Source organism: Nocardia sp. X0981 (genome assembly GCF_977089955.1).
The window spans coordinates 960,680-974,604 of the sequence record NZ_OZ372435.1 but is presented as its reverse complement, the minus strand read 5'-3'; the positions used below and the strand labels follow the sequence as shown (position 1 = coordinate 974,604).

General features: G+C 68.7%; 13 protein-coding genes and 1 pseudogene. 6 read left to right on the top strand and 8 right to left on the bottom strand.

Annotation, left to right across the window (positions count from 1 at the left end; all coding sequences use genetic code 11):
- Positions 1-76 precede the first annotated feature (76 nt).
- From ACYR7D_RS04195 to ACYR7D_RS04180, 4 genes are all read right to left on the bottom strand, one after another.
- Positions 77-2,125 (bottom strand): glycosyltransferase family 39 protein, encoded by a 2,049-nt coding sequence (locus ACYR7D_RS04195; RefSeq protein WP_459548312.1) that lies wholly within the window; start codon positions 2,123-2,125, stop codon positions 77-79.
- The gene (locus ACYR7D_RS04190; protein WP_459548311.1) at positions 2,122-3,375 is read right to left on the bottom strand and encodes a bifunctional glycosyltransferase family 2/GtrA family protein; all 1,254 of its coding nucleotides are present in this window, start codon (positions 3,373-3,375) and stop codon (positions 2,122-2,124) included. Before ACYR7D_RS04190 ends, ACYR7D_RS04195 begins: the two co-directional genes overlap by 4 nt.
- A 257-nt stretch (positions 3,376-3,632) precedes the next feature.
- Positions 3,633-4,472, bottom strand: a complete 840-nt coding sequence (thiD, locus tag ACYR7D_RS04185) for a bifunctional hydroxymethylpyrimidine kinase/phosphomethylpyrimidine kinase (RefSeq protein WP_459548310.1) — start codon at positions 4,470-4,472, stop codon at positions 3,633-3,635.
- A gap of 160 nt (positions 4,473-4,632) precedes the next feature.
- Positions 4,633-5,187 carry a TetR/AcrR family transcriptional regulator gene (locus tag ACYR7D_RS04180; protein WP_459548309.1) on the bottom strand — a complete coding sequence of 185 codons (555 nt, stop codon included), beginning with the start codon at positions 5,185-5,187 and terminating at the stop codon, positions 4,633-4,635.
- 38 nt (positions 5,188-5,225) lie between these two features.
- On the opposite strand from ACYR7D_RS04180, the gene ACYR7D_RS04175 reads away from it, so the two are divergent.
- On the top strand, positions 5,226-6,470 hold the full coding sequence (locus tag ACYR7D_RS04175) for a KasA/KasB family beta-ketoacyl-ACP synthase (protein WP_459548308.1): 1,245 nt from the start codon (positions 5,226-5,228) through the stop codon (positions 6,468-6,470).
- A 200-nt stretch (positions 6,471-6,670) separates the two neighbouring features.
- Here the strand turns inward: ACYR7D_RS04175 and ACYR7D_RS04170 are convergent, their stop codons facing one another.
- Entirely contained in the window at positions 6,671-7,024 is a 354-nt protein-coding gene (locus tag ACYR7D_RS04170; RefSeq protein ID WP_459548307.1) for a nuclear transport factor 2 family protein, read from the bottom strand.
- Between the two features lie 128 nt (positions 7,025-7,152).
- On the opposite strand from ACYR7D_RS04170, the gene ACYR7D_RS04165 reads away from it, so the two are divergent.
- Positions 7,153-7,926 (top strand): helix-turn-helix domain-containing protein, encoded by a 774-nt coding sequence (locus ACYR7D_RS04165; protein WP_459548306.1) that lies wholly within the window; start codon positions 7,153-7,155, stop codon positions 7,924-7,926.
- Between the two features lie 116 nt (positions 7,927-8,042).
- The gene (locus tag ACYR7D_RS04160) at positions 8,043-8,666 is read left to right on the top strand and encodes an NAD(P)-dependent oxidoreductase (protein ID WP_459548305.1); all 624 of its coding nucleotides are present in this window, start codon (positions 8,043-8,045) and stop codon (positions 8,664-8,666) included.
- On the opposite strand, the gene ACYR7D_RS04155 is transcribed toward ACYR7D_RS04160, so the two are convergent.
- Positions 8,633-9,046, bottom strand: a complete 414-nt coding sequence (locus ACYR7D_RS04155) for a hypothetical protein (RefSeq protein ID WP_459548304.1) — start codon at positions 9,044-9,046, stop codon at positions 8,633-8,635. The two genes, ACYR7D_RS04160 and ACYR7D_RS04155, sit on opposite strands and share 34 nt — an antisense overlap.
- On the opposite strand from ACYR7D_RS04155, the gene ACYR7D_RS04150 reads away from it, so the two are divergent.
- The 3 genes from ACYR7D_RS04150 to ACYR7D_RS04140 all read left to right on the top strand — a co-directional run bounded on the left by ACYR7D_RS04150 (position 8,989) and on the right by ACYR7D_RS04140 (position 11,455).
- Entirely contained in the window at positions 8,989-9,204 is a 216-nt protein-coding gene (locus ACYR7D_RS04150) for a TetR/AcrR family transcriptional regulator C-terminal domain-containing protein (RefSeq protein WP_459550006.1), read from the top strand. The genes ACYR7D_RS04155 and ACYR7D_RS04150 overlap by 58 nt on opposite strands.
- A 125-nt stretch (positions 9,205-9,329) precedes the next feature.
- Entirely contained in the window at positions 9,330-10,766 is a 1,437-nt protein-coding gene (locus ACYR7D_RS04145) for a sensor histidine kinase (RefSeq protein WP_459548303.1), read from the top strand.
- A complete protein-coding gene (locus ACYR7D_RS04140) occupies positions 10,763-11,455 on the top strand; it encodes a response regulator transcription factor (protein ID WP_459548302.1) in 693 nt (230 codons plus the stop codon). The genes ACYR7D_RS04145 and ACYR7D_RS04140 overlap by 4 nt, the downstream gene beginning before the upstream one ends.
- A gap of 15 nt (positions 11,456-11,470) precedes the next feature.
- Here the strand turns inward: ACYR7D_RS04140 and ACYR7D_RS04135 are convergent.
- Positions 11,471-11,956, bottom strand: a pseudogene (locus ACYR7D_RS04135) (phosphatase PAP2 family protein); the annotation flags it as partial.
- A 319-nt stretch (positions 11,957-12,275) separates the two neighbouring features.
- Positions 12,276-13,904: a phosphomethylpyrimidine synthase ThiC gene (gene thiC / locus ACYR7D_RS04130; protein ID WP_459548301.1), complete on the bottom strand. Its 1,629-nt coding sequence runs from the start codon at positions 13,902-13,904 to the stop codon at positions 12,276-12,278.
- Positions 13,905-13,925 lie beyond the last annotated feature (21 nt).

Genomic DNA, 13,925 nt, shown 5'->3' with positions numbered 1-13,925 from the left:
GCCGGGTGGGGCGCGCGGAGTTGCCGACGGCTCGGACCGGTGGTGGTCCGAGCCGTCGGCGTTGTGCGGCAGGGAATCAGTTCGGTGCGGTCAGGTCGTAGACCGTCACCCCGTCCACCTCGTTCGCGGGGAAGTTCTCCCGCACCCACCGGGTGATCTCGGAACTCGTACCCGCGCGTCCGCCGGGTCCGCTGCTGCTACCGTCGAGGAAGTAGTGGATCTGCCCGGCCGCGACATACCGCTGGAACCGGTCGAGGGTGGGTGCGGGATCGCTGCCGTTGAAGCCACCGATCGGCATGATCGGCAGTTCGGTGGCCAGCTGGTATCCCGCGGCGCTGGTAGCGGATACCGTGGCGGCCGCCCAGGTGTGGGCGTCGCCGTTCTCCTCGAGCAGCGCGACGAGAGCGTCGCCGGGTTCGGCGGCGCGCATTACGCCGCCACCCGGCCCGCCGCCCATCGCACCGGGTCCGCCACCGTCCGGCCGTGCGCCCACGGGTGGAGCGCCGGCCGCGCCATCACCCGGAGCCGTACCGCCCGCTCCGGGCATACCTGCCGGGCCGCCGGGCATATCGGGCGCCGCGCCGGGCATACCGGGCCCACCGTCGGGGCCGCCGCGCATACCCGGTGGCCGCATACCGCCGAACATCCCGGTACTCGGCCCGGCGGTCGGAATCGAACCGGTATGCGCCGAATTCACGGTGTCTACCGTGTAGGAGACCGGGCCGGCGAGACCGGCGAACCCCGCGAGCAGTGCCGCGACCACGGCCGTCCGGCGCGGCAGCGGGACCAGGAGCGCGACGGTCGCGACAACGCCGGTGACCAGGATCGTCCAGCGCAGCCAGGGCAGGAAATCCGCGCTGCGCGAAAGCAGCATCCAGGCGGTGGCGGTGGTCGCCGCCACCGCGACGGCGGCCAGGGCGCGCACCCACCACCGGGACCGGTTGCGCCAGTGGAGCACCGCGCCGATACCCACCAGCGCCGCGACGGCGGGCGCCAGCGCCACCGTGTAGTACTGGTGGAAGATCCCGGCCATATAACTGAATACCAGCCCGGTGACCAGCAGCCAGCCGCCCCAGAGCAGTATCTGGGCGCGTGGGCCGTCGGTGCGGGCGGCCCGGCCGCGCAACAACAGGCCCGCGACCAGCGCCACCAGCGCGGCCGGGATCAGCCAGGCGATCTGCCCGCCCTGCATCTGGTCGAACATGCGGGTGAGCCCGGTTCGTCCCCACATCCCGTTTCCGCCCGGCGGGAGTTCTCCACCCGGGCCGACACTGCCGGGCTCGTTACCGTTCAACCGGCCGAACCCGTTGTAGCCGAGAGTGAGTTCGATGATCGAATTGCTCTGCGAACCACCGATATACGGCCGGGAATCGGCGGGCCAGAGCTCCACGGTGAGCAGCCACCAGCCGGCGGCCACCACCATGGCGGCGCCCGCGGCGAACAACTGCGCGATCCGTTTCCCGAGTCGCGGCGGGCCGGCCAGCAGGTAGACCAGCGCGAGAGCCGGTACCACCAGCACGACCTGCAACTGTTTGGCCAGGAAACCGAAACCGACGCAGGTTCCGGTGAGTACCAGCCAGCGCCAGCGGCCGTCGGCGAGGGCGCGCGTCATGGCCCACACCGCGGCCACCATCAGGAGAACCAGCAGCGCATCGGGATTGTTGAAGCGGAACATGAGGGCGAAGACCGGAGTCAGCGCCATCGCCGCCCCGGCGATGAGCCCGGCGGCGGGACCGAACGAACGGCGCACGGTCGACCGGAGCAGCGCTACGGTGGCCACGCCCAGCAGGACCTGTGGAACGAGCATGCTCCAGCTGTTCAGACCGAACAGACGCACCGACAATTCCATGATCCACAGCGCGGCCGGCGCCTTGTCCACGGTGATGGAGTTCGCGGCGTCGGAGGAACCGAAGAAGAACGCCTTCCACGATTCCGAACCGGCTTGGACGGCAGCGGCATAGAAGGAGTTGGCCCAGCCGTTGGCGCTCAGGTTGTAGAGATAGGAGAGTCCGGTAGCGAGCAGCAGGACTGCCGAGGCGGGATGCTCCCAGCGGTTGGCCCGGGTCGGTGCGGACACCGGTGCGACGGCGAACGACGCGGTGGCGCCGGTGGGGGTGACGGTCATCGGGCGGCCTCTTCGATACCGGGAAGCGCGCGTCCGGCCGTACGGAACACCCAGCGCAACCCTACGAAGCGGAGCAGGGTCGCGATCAGATTCGCCACCACCAGGATGAACAGTTCCAGCTGCACGGGGGCACCCGGGGCCCAGCGGTGCAGAACGAACAGCGAACCACCGGTGACCAGCAGCCCGAAGCCGAAGATCAACAGTCCTTGGAACTGGTGGGTCACCATCCCGGTCCGGCCGCGCACACCGAAGGTGAAGGCCCGGTTCGCGGCGGTATTGGCGACGGCGGTGAGCAGTAGCGCGCCGAAATTCGCCGCCTGCGCCCCGGCCGAGGGTTGCAGCAGCAGATACAGCAGCATATAGGCGAAGGTGGAAGCCGTCCCCACCAGCGCGAACCGGATCACCTGGCCCACCATGCCGAGCGGCACTCCCGGCACCAGCGGCTCGCGGCCGACCGCATGCCGCAGTCGCGGCAACGGCAGCGAGCCGGTGGCCAGGGCGCGGCCCAGCCGCCAGATACCGCGCAGGTCCTTGCGGGCGGTATCGACGATATCGACACGACTGTCCGGATCGTCGATCCAGTCCACCGGCACCTCGTGGATACGCAGGCCCGCCCGTTCGGCGAGTACCAGCAGTTCGGTGTCGAAGAACCATTCCCCGTCCTGCACCAGCGGCAGCAGCTCCCGTGCGACCTCGGTGCGGACGGCCTTGAAACCGCATTGGGCATCGGAGAAACGGGCCCGTAGCGACGCCTTCAACAGCAGGTTGTAGCAGCGGGAGATGAATTCGCGCTTCGGTCCGCGTACCACCCGGGAACCGGAACCCAGCCGGGTACCGACGGCGAGATCGGAATGCCCGGAAACCAGCGGAGCGACGAGGGGGAGCAGCGCGTTGAGGTCGGTGGACAGATCCACGTCCATATAGGCGAGCACCTGCGCATCGGACTGCAGCCAGACGGTGCGCAATGCCCGGCCGCGGCCCTTGGCGTCGAGATGCACCACCCGGACGTTGCCCAGTTCGCCCGCGAGCGACTCCGCCACCGCCAGCGTGGAATCGGTGCTGGCGTTATCGGCGACGGTGATCCGCGCCGGGAAGGGGAAGCCTTTCTCCAGATGCTCGTGCAGTCGGCGCACACAGACGCCGAGGTCGGTTTCTTCGTTGTACACGGGTACGACCACGTCCAGCACGGGCGGCATCGAAAGGTCGACCACATGTTCCGCCGGTCCGGCGACGGCCACGGTCTCGGTCATACCGAACAGATTCGGACCGCGGGCTGGGGCCGGGCTCCAGGCAACCTGGGAGGTTGCTGGGAGTAGCCGGCCGTGACCCGCGGGCCGACGTCGACGCTCCCCGGTTCGGTTGTCCCGGCCCCCGGTGCTGCTGCGGCAGGCATCGGACCGGATGGCTACGTTCCACAGCGAACCCCGTTGTTCTCGTCCCCACGCCGTTGTGGGCGGCGGTGGTGCGTAACGCCCTCAGTATGCGCCCGGCCACCGACAGATACGGGTTACGCCAGGCGCCACAGCGGGGAGACCGGGCCGTGGCCCGCGCCGAGGTCGTAGGCGGCTTCGAGGCAGCGGCGGGTCCACTCCTTGGCGAATTCGAACGCGTCCGGCACCGAGTATCCGTGTGCCAGCGCGCACGCGATCGCGGCGGCCAGCGTATCGCCGCCGCCGTGGTCGTTACCGGTATCGATACGTGGCGCGGTGAACTCGAGGAAACGTTCCCCGTCGAACAGGAGATCGGTGCTGTTCGCCGACGACCGCAGATGACCGCCCTTCACCACCACCCAGCGCGGCCCGAGCGCGTGCAGTGCCTCGGCGGCGGTTCGCGCGGATGCCGCGTCGGTGACCCGTACTCCGGTCAGCAACCGCACCTCGTCCAGGTTCGGCGTCACGATCGTGGCCAAGGGGAACAGCGTGTACCGCACGGCATCGAGCGCTTCGGTGTGCAGCAGCGGGTCGCCGTGCATGGAGGCCGCGACCGGGTCCACCACCAGCGGTGTCGCGCCGTCGCGCCCGATCCCGGTCTCCCGGCACACCTCCGCCACGGCCTCGATGATGCGGCTGGAGGCGAGCATGCCGGTTTTGGCCGCGCCGACCCCGATATCGCCGGCCACCGAGCGCACCTGATCCGCGACCACCTCCGGCGGGATTTCGTGGAAACCGCTCACCCCCACCGAGTTCTGCACCGTCACCGCGGCCACCGCTACGAGGGCGTGTACCCCGCACAGGGCCATGGTCCGGGTATCGGCTTGAATTCCGGCGCCGCCGCCCGAATCGGTTCCGGCGATGGTGAGCACCCGGACCGGGGTCTGCCCCGGGGGCGTCAACGGCAACAATCTCACGCGCTCACCCTACGTGGACGGGTCCGCCCGTCGGCCGGGGTGGCGGGGTGGCACCCCGGCCGGTCCGGCGGCGGAACGCGCCGGCCGGCGGGTGCGGGCGCTACGTGCGACGAGCATCGAATACCGGGCGGGGACGCCGCGGCGGGTACGGAGTGGACGATCAGCGGATGTTCTGGTCGATGAGCCGCCGTGCCGCGCGGTCGGCGCGGTCGGTGTCGCCGGTGAGGATGCGGTCCTGCAGGACGCCGCGGAGCCCGGAAACCAGCAGTGTGGCGACCACCTCTGGCTCCTCGGTGCCGAGCCGGCGCAGCGCGTTGGCGAGGGTGGTCACGAAGACGGCGATGGCCTCGTCCGCGTAGCCCGTGTAGGGGCCGTGGGGCGCGCAGGCCGCGCCGAGTACCTGCAACATCACCTTGACGCTCACGGCACCCGGGCCGCTGGTGTTCTCCTGCCAGAACTCCCACATCCGCTGCCGGAGGGCGGCGGCGTCGGGGAGATCGGCGAAGACGGCGGTCAGATCGGGGCGGTGCGTGGCCAGCGCCTGTACCAGCAGTTCCTCTTTGGTGCCGAAGTAGTAGATCAGCATGCGCGAGCTGGTGCCCAGTGCGGCGGCCAGCGGGCGCAGCGAGAGACCGGCGAGGCCGTGCTCGGCGATATAGCGCACGACCGCGTCGAGGAGTTCGGCGCGTTTGGCGTGGTCGAGTGGGCGTGCCATGAGTTGACTGTAGCGAACGCTACAGGTATTCATGACCTGTGACTGTATCGATCGCTACAGAAACTCGTCCCGGCCGGCCGGTGGTGCTGACCGCCTATGCGGCCGCCACCGCGCTCGCCGACGATATGGACGAAACCTGGTCCCGGCTGCTGCGCGGCGACAGCGGTATCGCCGCGCTGGACGACGAGTTCGTCACCGAGTACGACCTCCCTGTACGTATCGGCGGCAAACTGAAATCCCATCCCGGCGCCCACCTCACCCGCGTCGAACAACGCAGGCATTCCTATGTGGAGCAGCTCGCGCTGGTACTGGGGCGGCGGGTCTGGCGGGAGGCCGGGCAGCCGGAGGTGGCGGGCGAGCGGCTCGCGGTATCCATCGGCACCGGTCTGGGCGGTGGTGACGCGCTCATCGACGCCGTCGACGCGATGCGCGCGGGCGGGTACCGCAAGGTGTCCCCGATGTCGGTGCCGATGGTCATGCCCAACGGTCCCGCGGCGGCGGTGAGCCTCGAAATCGGGGCGAAGGCGGGTGTTTTCGCACCGGTCTCGGCATGCTCATCCGGAACCGAGGCCATCGCCCACGCGTGGCGGCTGATCGCCACCGGAGAGGCGGATGTGGTGGTGGCCGGCGGGGTGGAGGGACATATCCACGCGGTGCCGATCGCGAGTTTCGCCATGATGCGCGCCATGAGCACGCGCAACTCCGAACCCGAAGCGGCCTCCCGGCCGTTCGACCGCGACCGGGACGGTTTCGTCTTCGGCGAGGCGGGTGCGCTGGTCGTCCTGGAATCGGAGCGGCACGCCCGGGCGCGAGGCGCTCGCATCCACGCCCGGATACTGGGCGCGGGCATCACCTCCGACGCGTATCACATCGTCGCTTCCGATCCGGCCGGTGACGGCGCGGCCCGGGCCATGCGCAAGGCGATCGCCACGGCGGGCCTGGAACCGGCCGATATCCAGCACGTCGACGCGCACGCCACGGCCACCTCGGTAGGCGATGCCTCCGAGGCGGCCGCGATCCGGGCCGTCACACCCGATGCCTCGGTGTACGCGCCGAAATCCGCGCTCGGGCATTCCATCGGGGCGGTCGGGGCGCTGGAAACCGTCCTCACCGCGCTCACACTGCGTGAACAGGTGGTGCCGCCCACCCTCAACCTGGAGAATCCGGACGCCGATCTCGATATCGTCCGCGGCGCCGCCCGGCCGCAGCGTATCGACTACGCATTGACGAACTCCTTCGGTTTCGGCGGCCACAACGTCACTCTCGCGCTGGGCCGCGCCTGATCGCGACCGCCCGTGCGGCGGACTCCGGAACCGGAACCCATCGCGCCGCTGTCCTGCCGGAACAGCGGTATATCGATGCCCGCCCGCGGCATCCGAAATACCGGGGTCCGTCCCGGACCGGGCGCCCGCATACCGAAACCGGTTGTGCCGGTAGTGCACTCGCCGCCGGCCCGGCCGGGACCGGTGGCACTCGGCGAGGTTCAGCCCGGCACTTTGTCCAAGAACCCCAGCACGGTGTCGATCCGGCCCTGCTCGTCGGTGACCAGTACATCGAAACCGATCACCACCGGTTCGGCGCCGGCCGGACCCAGTCCCCACTGGAACCGGACCTGCCGGTGGTGTGCATCCGGTTCCCCGACCGGGGTGAAGACGAAGCCGGGGAACTGTTCGTGCACCGCGCCGATGGTGGCGCCGATCGCCTCGCGCCCGGCCGCCTCGGCGAGCGGGTCGGTGTAGGTCGCCGCCGGTGCCCAGTGGCGGGCGAGTAGCTCCGTCCGTGCCCCGGCGTCGGTGGTGTTCCAGGTCTGCAGGTAGGCGGTGACGACGTCGTTCATATCGGTGATCCTTTCGAGTGCTTCCCGGTGCCGACGACCAGGTGCCTTCAGCATTGCCGCGACCGGGCGCGGGGGCGATTACCTCAGAGGTAATGGGATCGGCTACCGGAACGGTTAGCATCCGAGAGATGGTCACAACGGAACCCTCGGTGGGTGGTCTGCTCCGCTCGTGGCGCGAGCGGCGGCGGATGAGTCAGTTGCAGCTCGCGACGCGGGCGGAGATCTCCACCAGGCACCTCAGCTTCGTGGAAACCGGGCGTTCGCGGCCCACCCGCGAGATGGTCGAACATCTCGCCGCCCATCTGGACGTTCCGCTGCGGGAACGCAACGAACTCCTGCTCACCGCCGGTTACGCTCCCGGATACGGCCAGCGCGAGGTGTCCGCGCCGGAACTACACGCTGTCATGGACGCATTCCGCGTCCTGCTCGACGCGCACCTACCGCATCCGGCCCTGGTGCTGGACCGGTGGTGGGATGTGGTGGACCGTAATCCGGCCACCGATGTGCTCCTCGAGGGTTGTGCCCCGGATCTGCTGGAACCGCCGGTCAACGCCGTTCGCATCTCCCTGCACCCGCGGGGCCTGGCGCCGCGTATCCGCAACCTCGGCCAGTGGCGCGGGCATCTGCTGAGCCAGGTCCGCGGCCGGCTGGACGCCACCGGCGATCCCCGCTTGAAAGAGCTGCTCGACGAGGTATCCGGCTATCCGTGCCGTGATCCGGGCGTCACCGCGCGCGCCGATGTGGTGATTCCGCTCCGGCTGCGGGTGGGTGAGGCCGATTTCTCTTTCTTCAGCATCACGGCGTCGGCGATGTCGGCTACCGACGTCACCATCGACGAACTGCATATCGAGGCCTTCTACCCGGCCGACGAGGCGACCGTCCGGGCCTTTCGCCAGGGCTGAACCACCATAGACGCTCGCTTATGCCATCGAGCGTTCGAGCTATGTTCCGTCTCGTTTCCGCTTGTTGTACTGGTTCCAGTCAGCACACAACAATTTTCGGGAAACAGGAGGCGACCATGCGAATCGCGGTTTTCGGAGCCACCGGTACGGTCGGGCGGCATATCGTCGAGCAGGCGCTCGAGCGCGGATACGAGGTCACCGCACTCACCCGCGACGCGAGCCGGATCACCCGCTCGCACGAGCGGTTGCGCGTCGTGGAGGGCGATGTGCTCGATCCGGCCGCGGTCGAACGGGCCGTCCTCGGTCAGGACGCGGTGCTGGTGGCCCTGGGGAACGGCCGCAAGGGGGTGGTGCGGGCCGAGGGCACCCGTACGGTCATCGAGGCGATGAACCGTGCCGGGGTGAAGCGGCTGATCTGCCAATCCACCCTGGGGGCCGGGGACAGCCGCGCCAACCTGAACTTCCTCTGGAAATACATCATGTTCGGCCTCCTGCTCCGTCCCGCCTACGCCGATCACGAACAGCAGGAGAGCTACGTACGCGCCAGCGATCTCGACTGGACCATCGTGCGCCCCAGCGCTTTCACCGACGGACCCCGTACCGGCACCTATCGTCGCGGTTTCTCCGGTGCGGAGCGCGGGCTCACCTTGAAGATCGCCCGCGCGGATATCGCCGAGTTCCTGCTGGACCAGGTCACCGACCGCACCTATGTACACAGGGCGCCGGGGATCTCCAACTGAGGCCCCGCCCGGCTCGGTACCGGTGTCGAGCAACGAGCCGGGCCTCCCGCTTCTCCGGTCAGGTGGGTGGTGAGAAAGTCGATCTGGTCGGCGACGATCCGGTCGACGACCGGCGGGTGGTAGACGGTGAAATGGTCGGCGTCGTAGTGCTTCCGGACCGCCCGCGGGGCGGTGGCGGCGACTCGTCCGGCGATGGCGGGATCGATGAGATTTTCCCGGTCGCAGGCGCATACCAGTAGTGGGCAGCGGGCGCGAGGTGCGGCGGACGTGGCGTTGCGGAACAGCATGCCGAGCCCGGACGCCGCGGTGATCCTGTTGTCGAATCGATAACCGGGCGGGGTCACCGACTGCCAGCCGGCGAGAGCGCCGGGCTGGTTCACGAAGGCCGCTTCGCCGGGTTCGCCGCATCGGGCAGCTACCCGCCGAGCGGTTCCCCGGGCTCCTCGAGATCGCTCGTGTGGCCGCCGCCGGTGACCCGGAAGCCGAATTCCGCGCCGGGCTGAGAATCGTCCTGGCCGGCCTGCGAGCGGACCACTGACAACCGTTCGCTCTGTCCTTCCCGAAGTGCCGACACGATGAACGCTCGATAACCGCTGAACAGCAGGCGTCGGCCCGCGATCCGCCCGGCGCCTGCCCGGTGGAGGGACTCCCTAGGGTCGGGGTGTGGATCGATCGAGGATGGTGCCGGGAAGCTCGCCGGTGACCGGGTGGTGGGTGGAGGGGGCGTGGTCGGGGGCGGTGGTCGCGGGGTCGGTACTGAGCGCGGCCGATGGGTGGTGGATTCCCGTGGTCGTGGTGTGCGGGTTGTTCGCGGGCTCCCGTGCGCGTTCGGTACGGCCCGCGGCAGTGGTGCTGGTGGCCGTGGCGGCGTCGGTCGTGGGCGTGGTCTCCGTATGGCCCTCGTCGACATCTGCCGCCGGGGTCTTCTCGGCGGTGTTTGTGGCTGCCGGGATGGTGCCGTGGTTTTTCGGTCGGCTCTGGTACTTGTCGCGTGCGCTGACCCGGGCTGGTTGGGAGCTCGCCGCGCAGGTGCAGAGGGAGAAAACATTGCTGACCGAACAGGTCCGGTTGCGGGAACGCCTCCTGATCGCCCAGGACATGCACGACGGGCTGGGCCACCAGCTGAGCTTGATAGCGCTGTCGGCCGGGGCCCTGCACATGGCCGAAGGCCTGTCCGCGGAGCACCGGGATTCGGCTCGCCGGATCAGGACGCAAGCCGCCGAGGCGGTGGATCATCTCGGTGAAGTGGTCGGCGTCCTGCGGTCTTCCCCTGGTGGGCCGGTCTCACCGGATATCACCGGCCTGATCGAACGCGCCCGCGCCGGGGGCCTGCGGGTCGAGTCCGATATCGACGCAGCGCGCTCGGGGGTCTCGCCTATGGTCGAGCATGCCGTGTTCCGCGTGGTACAGGAGGGCCTGACCAACGTGGCCAAGCATGCTCCGGCTTCGTCGGCGCGTGTGATGATCGGTTACCGCGAAAGCGGAACCGAGGTGTCGGTGACCAATGCGCCGATCTCGTTGTCTGCGCGGGCCGTGGGCGGGACGGGCTCCGGTCTTGTGGGTTTGGCGGAAAGGGCTCGGCTGGCCGGTGGGACGCTGTCGCACGGCCGCCGCGGCGACGAGTTCGTTGTGCGTGCGTGGTTTCCCGATCGCCCCGACGGCACCGGCGGGGACGATGAATTCATTGCGGAAACCGGATTCGCCGACATCCGAATCATCGAGCAGCAGCACCGCGACCGTGCCCGTCTCCGGCGCGTGGCGGTGGCCGCGGTCGTGGTTCCATTGGTCACAGGCGTTCTGCTGACCGGTGGGTTGTGGATATGGGAGGCGATGACCTTGCGGACCTCGGTCCTGCATCGGACGGACTTCGACCGGCTTCGGGTCGGACAGCACCGCAGTGAAGTATCGGGCTACCTTCCTGCGCGACAACTCGACGCCCCTCCCGGTGAGCGGCCCGCTCCGGATAGGACTTGCGAGTACTACGCGATCACCGCGAACCCCTTCGAAGACCGCTCAGGTGATGTCTACCGCCTGTGTTTCCGGCCAGTCGAGGACACCTTGGTGAGCATCGACGTGATCGCCGAGAGCCAGAGTTGGTGACACGGGTTCTGATCGCCGACGACGAGCCGCTGGTCCGCGCCGGTGTGCGCGCCGTATTGAGTACCGATCCGCAGATCACTGTCGTGGCCGAAGCCGCCGACGGCCGGGAAGCGGTCGATGCTGTGCGGCGGCACCGCCCGGATATCGCTGTGCTCGATATCCGCATGCCCGGACTGGACGGCATCACCGCAGCAGCGCAGATCCAGCGGATCGCGCCCGGTACCGGCCTGATCGTGCTCACGACTTTCGGGGAAGACGACTACATCCTGCGCGCACTGAGCGGCGGAGTCACCGGATTTCTCATCAAATCGGGTGATCCGGAAGAACTCATCGCCGGTGTCCACGCGGTGGCCGGCGGTGCCGCCTACCTCTCACCGAAAGTCACCGCGCGAGTGGTCGCCCACCTGGCGAACTCCCGGCCGTGGGCGGCCACCGACAGCCGGCCGAGCGCCCGCGCCCGCGTCGAAACGCTCACCGTGCGGGAACGGCAGGTTCTGGCCCTGCTCGGTACCGGTCTGACCAACGGACAGATCGCGCGCCGGTTGAACGTGGTGGAGGGGACGGTCAAGGCCCATGTGAGTTCGATCCTGGCCACGCTCGGCGTCGACAATCGAGCGGCCGCCGCGGTCGTCGCCTATGAGGCCGGTCTCGGCACCCCGGATACGACCGCGCACGACCGGTTCCGCTGACCGCACCACGGCCAGCACCGCACCCACTGCGCAGGCACCGAGTACGCTGCCCGCGACCACATCGTGCGGATAGTGAACCCCCGCCGCCACCCGCGACACCACCACCACGAACGCCGACACCACCACCGGAGCGGTCATCCCGCGCCGCCCGAGTACCAGTCCCGTAGCCAACCCCGCCGCGAGGACAGCGTGATTGCTGGGGAAGGACCAATCGCCGGCCTCCGGGCAGAAGCCGGGATCGACCGCCGACCCCACGGCGCGGCACGGTCGTTCCTCGTCCACCACGAGTTTCACCCCCTCGCTGACCACATACGCCCCGACCGTGCCCAGTGCTGTCGCCGCACTCGTCACCACCGACGGCCATTCGCGGACCCGCAGCGCCGACCAACCCGACCACGCCCACAGCGCGCCCAGAATCAGCAGGCACCCCTCCCCGAACAACTCCACGGCCCGCACCGACCACAAGGAGAAATCGAAGACACCCGCCACCACTCGATACATCGACGCCGAAGGCCCCTCGGTGACTTCGATCGGTCCCGGTTGCCCCAGGCCTCCCGGGGACAGCCACCACACGACCACCCCACCGGCCAGCACCGCCATCGCCGCCACACATGCCCACCGGGCCATTTCGGCCCACACTCTGGTTCGCATGACGAACGACGTTAAGGGTGGCGACCACACACCACATCGGCCGAACGGCCACCCATCCGATATGACCATCGACAGGGTTGACAGCTGAAAGCCGCGAACCGCACACGAGTCGACAGACATCCCCACCCTGGGTGGCGTCGCAACGGGCTCGGCGCCCTCCGCCCTCCGATCAGGTGGTGAGCGGCAGGTACACCCGTTTACCGGTCGCGGCGAATTCGGCGGACTTCTCCGCCATTCCGGCCTCGATGGCCGCCGCGTCGGTCAGGTTGTTGCGCTCGGCGTATTCGCGGACATCCGCCGAGATCCGCATGGAACAGAATTTCGGTCCGCACATCGAGCAGAAATGCGCTGTCTTCGCCGGTTCCGCGGGCATCGTCTCGTCGTGGTACTCCCGCGCCGTGTCGGGGTCCAGCGATAGCGCGAACTGATCGCGCCAGCGGAACTCGAACCGGGCCTTGGACAGCGCGTCGTCACGCTGCTGCGCGTGCGGATGGCCCTTGGCCAGATCGGCGGCGTGGGCGGCGATCTTGTAGGTGATGACGCCCGTTTTCACATCATCGCGGTTCGGCAGCCCGAGGTGCTCCTTCGGCGTGACATAGCACAGCATGGCGGTGCCGGCCTGCGCGATGACCGCCGCGCCGATGGCCGAGGTGATGTGGTCGTAGGCGGGCGCGATATCGGTGGCCAGCGGGCCGAGAGTGTAGAAGGGGGCCTCCTCGCACAGCTCCTCCTCCAACCGCACGTTCTCCACGATCTTGTGCATCGGCACATGGCCCGGGCCCTCGATCATCACCTGCACACCGTGCGATTTCGCGATCCGGGTCAACTCGCCCAGCGTGCGGAGCTCGGCGAACTGCGCTTCGTCGTTGGCATCGGCGATCGACCCGGGCCGCAGGCCGTCGCCGAGGGAGAACGTCACGTCGTAGCGGGCCAGGATCTCGCACAGTTCCTCGAAATGGGTGTAGAGGAACGATTCCCGGTGATGGGCCAGACACCACGCGGCCATGATCGATCCACCGCGCGAGACGATGCCGGTGACCCGCTTCGCGGTCAGCGGCACATAGCGCAGCAGTACCCCGGCGTGCACCGTCATATAGTCGACGCCCTGCTCGCACTGCTCTATCACCGTGTCCCGGTAGATCTCCCAGGTGAGCGCGGCCGGATCGCCGTTGCATTTCTCCAGCGCCTGATAGATCGGCACGGTGCCCACCGGGACGGGGGAATTGCGCAGTATCCACTCGCGGGTTTCGTGGATGTTCTTGCCGGTGGACAGATCCATGATGGTGTCGGCACCCCAGCGGGTGGCCCACACCATCTTCTCGACCTCCTCGGCGATCGAGGAGGAAACCGCCGAGTTACCGATATTGGCGTTGATCTTCACCAGGAACTTCTTGCCGATGATGGTCGGTTCGAGCTCGGGATGCCGGTGATTAGCGGGAATCACCGCGCGCCCGGCGGCGACCTCCGCGCGCACCGACTCCGGCGAAACACCCTCCCGGGCGGCAACGAAACGCATCTCCGCGGTGACGATCCCGGCCCGCGCCCAGGCCAGCTGAGTCCGGGGACCCGCGATATCGGGTTTGTCCCAGCTGTCCCGGAGTGCGGGAAGACCCGCCTGCAGATCGATCGTGGCGTTCTCGTCGGTGTACGGCCCGGAGGTGTCGTACACATCGAAATGCTCGCCGTTGGTCAGATTGATCCGGCGCACCGGAATGCGCAGACCGTCCACGTCCCGATAGTGCTTGACGCTGCCCTCGATCGGACCGGTGGTCACGGAATCGACAGGTGCGGTCGTCATTGTTCCTCCCTACGCCGGCAT

Bases quoted from the DNA above. Each gene is read 5' to 3' on its own strand.
- ACYR7D_RS04195 (WP_459548312.1), bottom strand. From the start codon at position 2,125: ATGACCGTCACCCCCACCGGCGCCACCGCGTCGTTCGCCGTCGCACCG.
- ACYR7D_RS04190 (WP_459548311.1), bottom strand. From the start codon at position 3,375: ATGACCGAGACCGTGGCCGTCGCCGGACCGGCGGAACATGTGGTCGAC.
- ACYR7D_RS04180 (WP_459548309.1), bottom strand. From the start codon at position 5,187: ATGGCACGCCCACTCGACCACGCCAAACGCGCCGAACTCCTCGACGCG.
- ACYR7D_RS04170 (WP_459548307.1), bottom strand. From the start codon at position 7,024: ATGAACGACGTCGTCACCGCCTACCTGCAGACCTGGAACACCACCGAC.
- ACYR7D_RS04165 (WP_459548306.1), top strand. From the start codon at position 7,153: ATGGTCACAACGGAACCCTCGGTGGGTGGTCTGCTCCGCTCGTGGCGC.
- ACYR7D_RS04160 (WP_459548305.1), top strand. From the start codon at position 8,043: ATGCGAATCGCGGTTTTCGGAGCCACCGGTACGGTCGGGCGGCATATC.
- thiC (WP_459548301.1), bottom strand. From the start codon at position 13,904: ATGACGACCGCACCTGTCGATTCCGTGACCACCGGTCCGATCGAGGGC.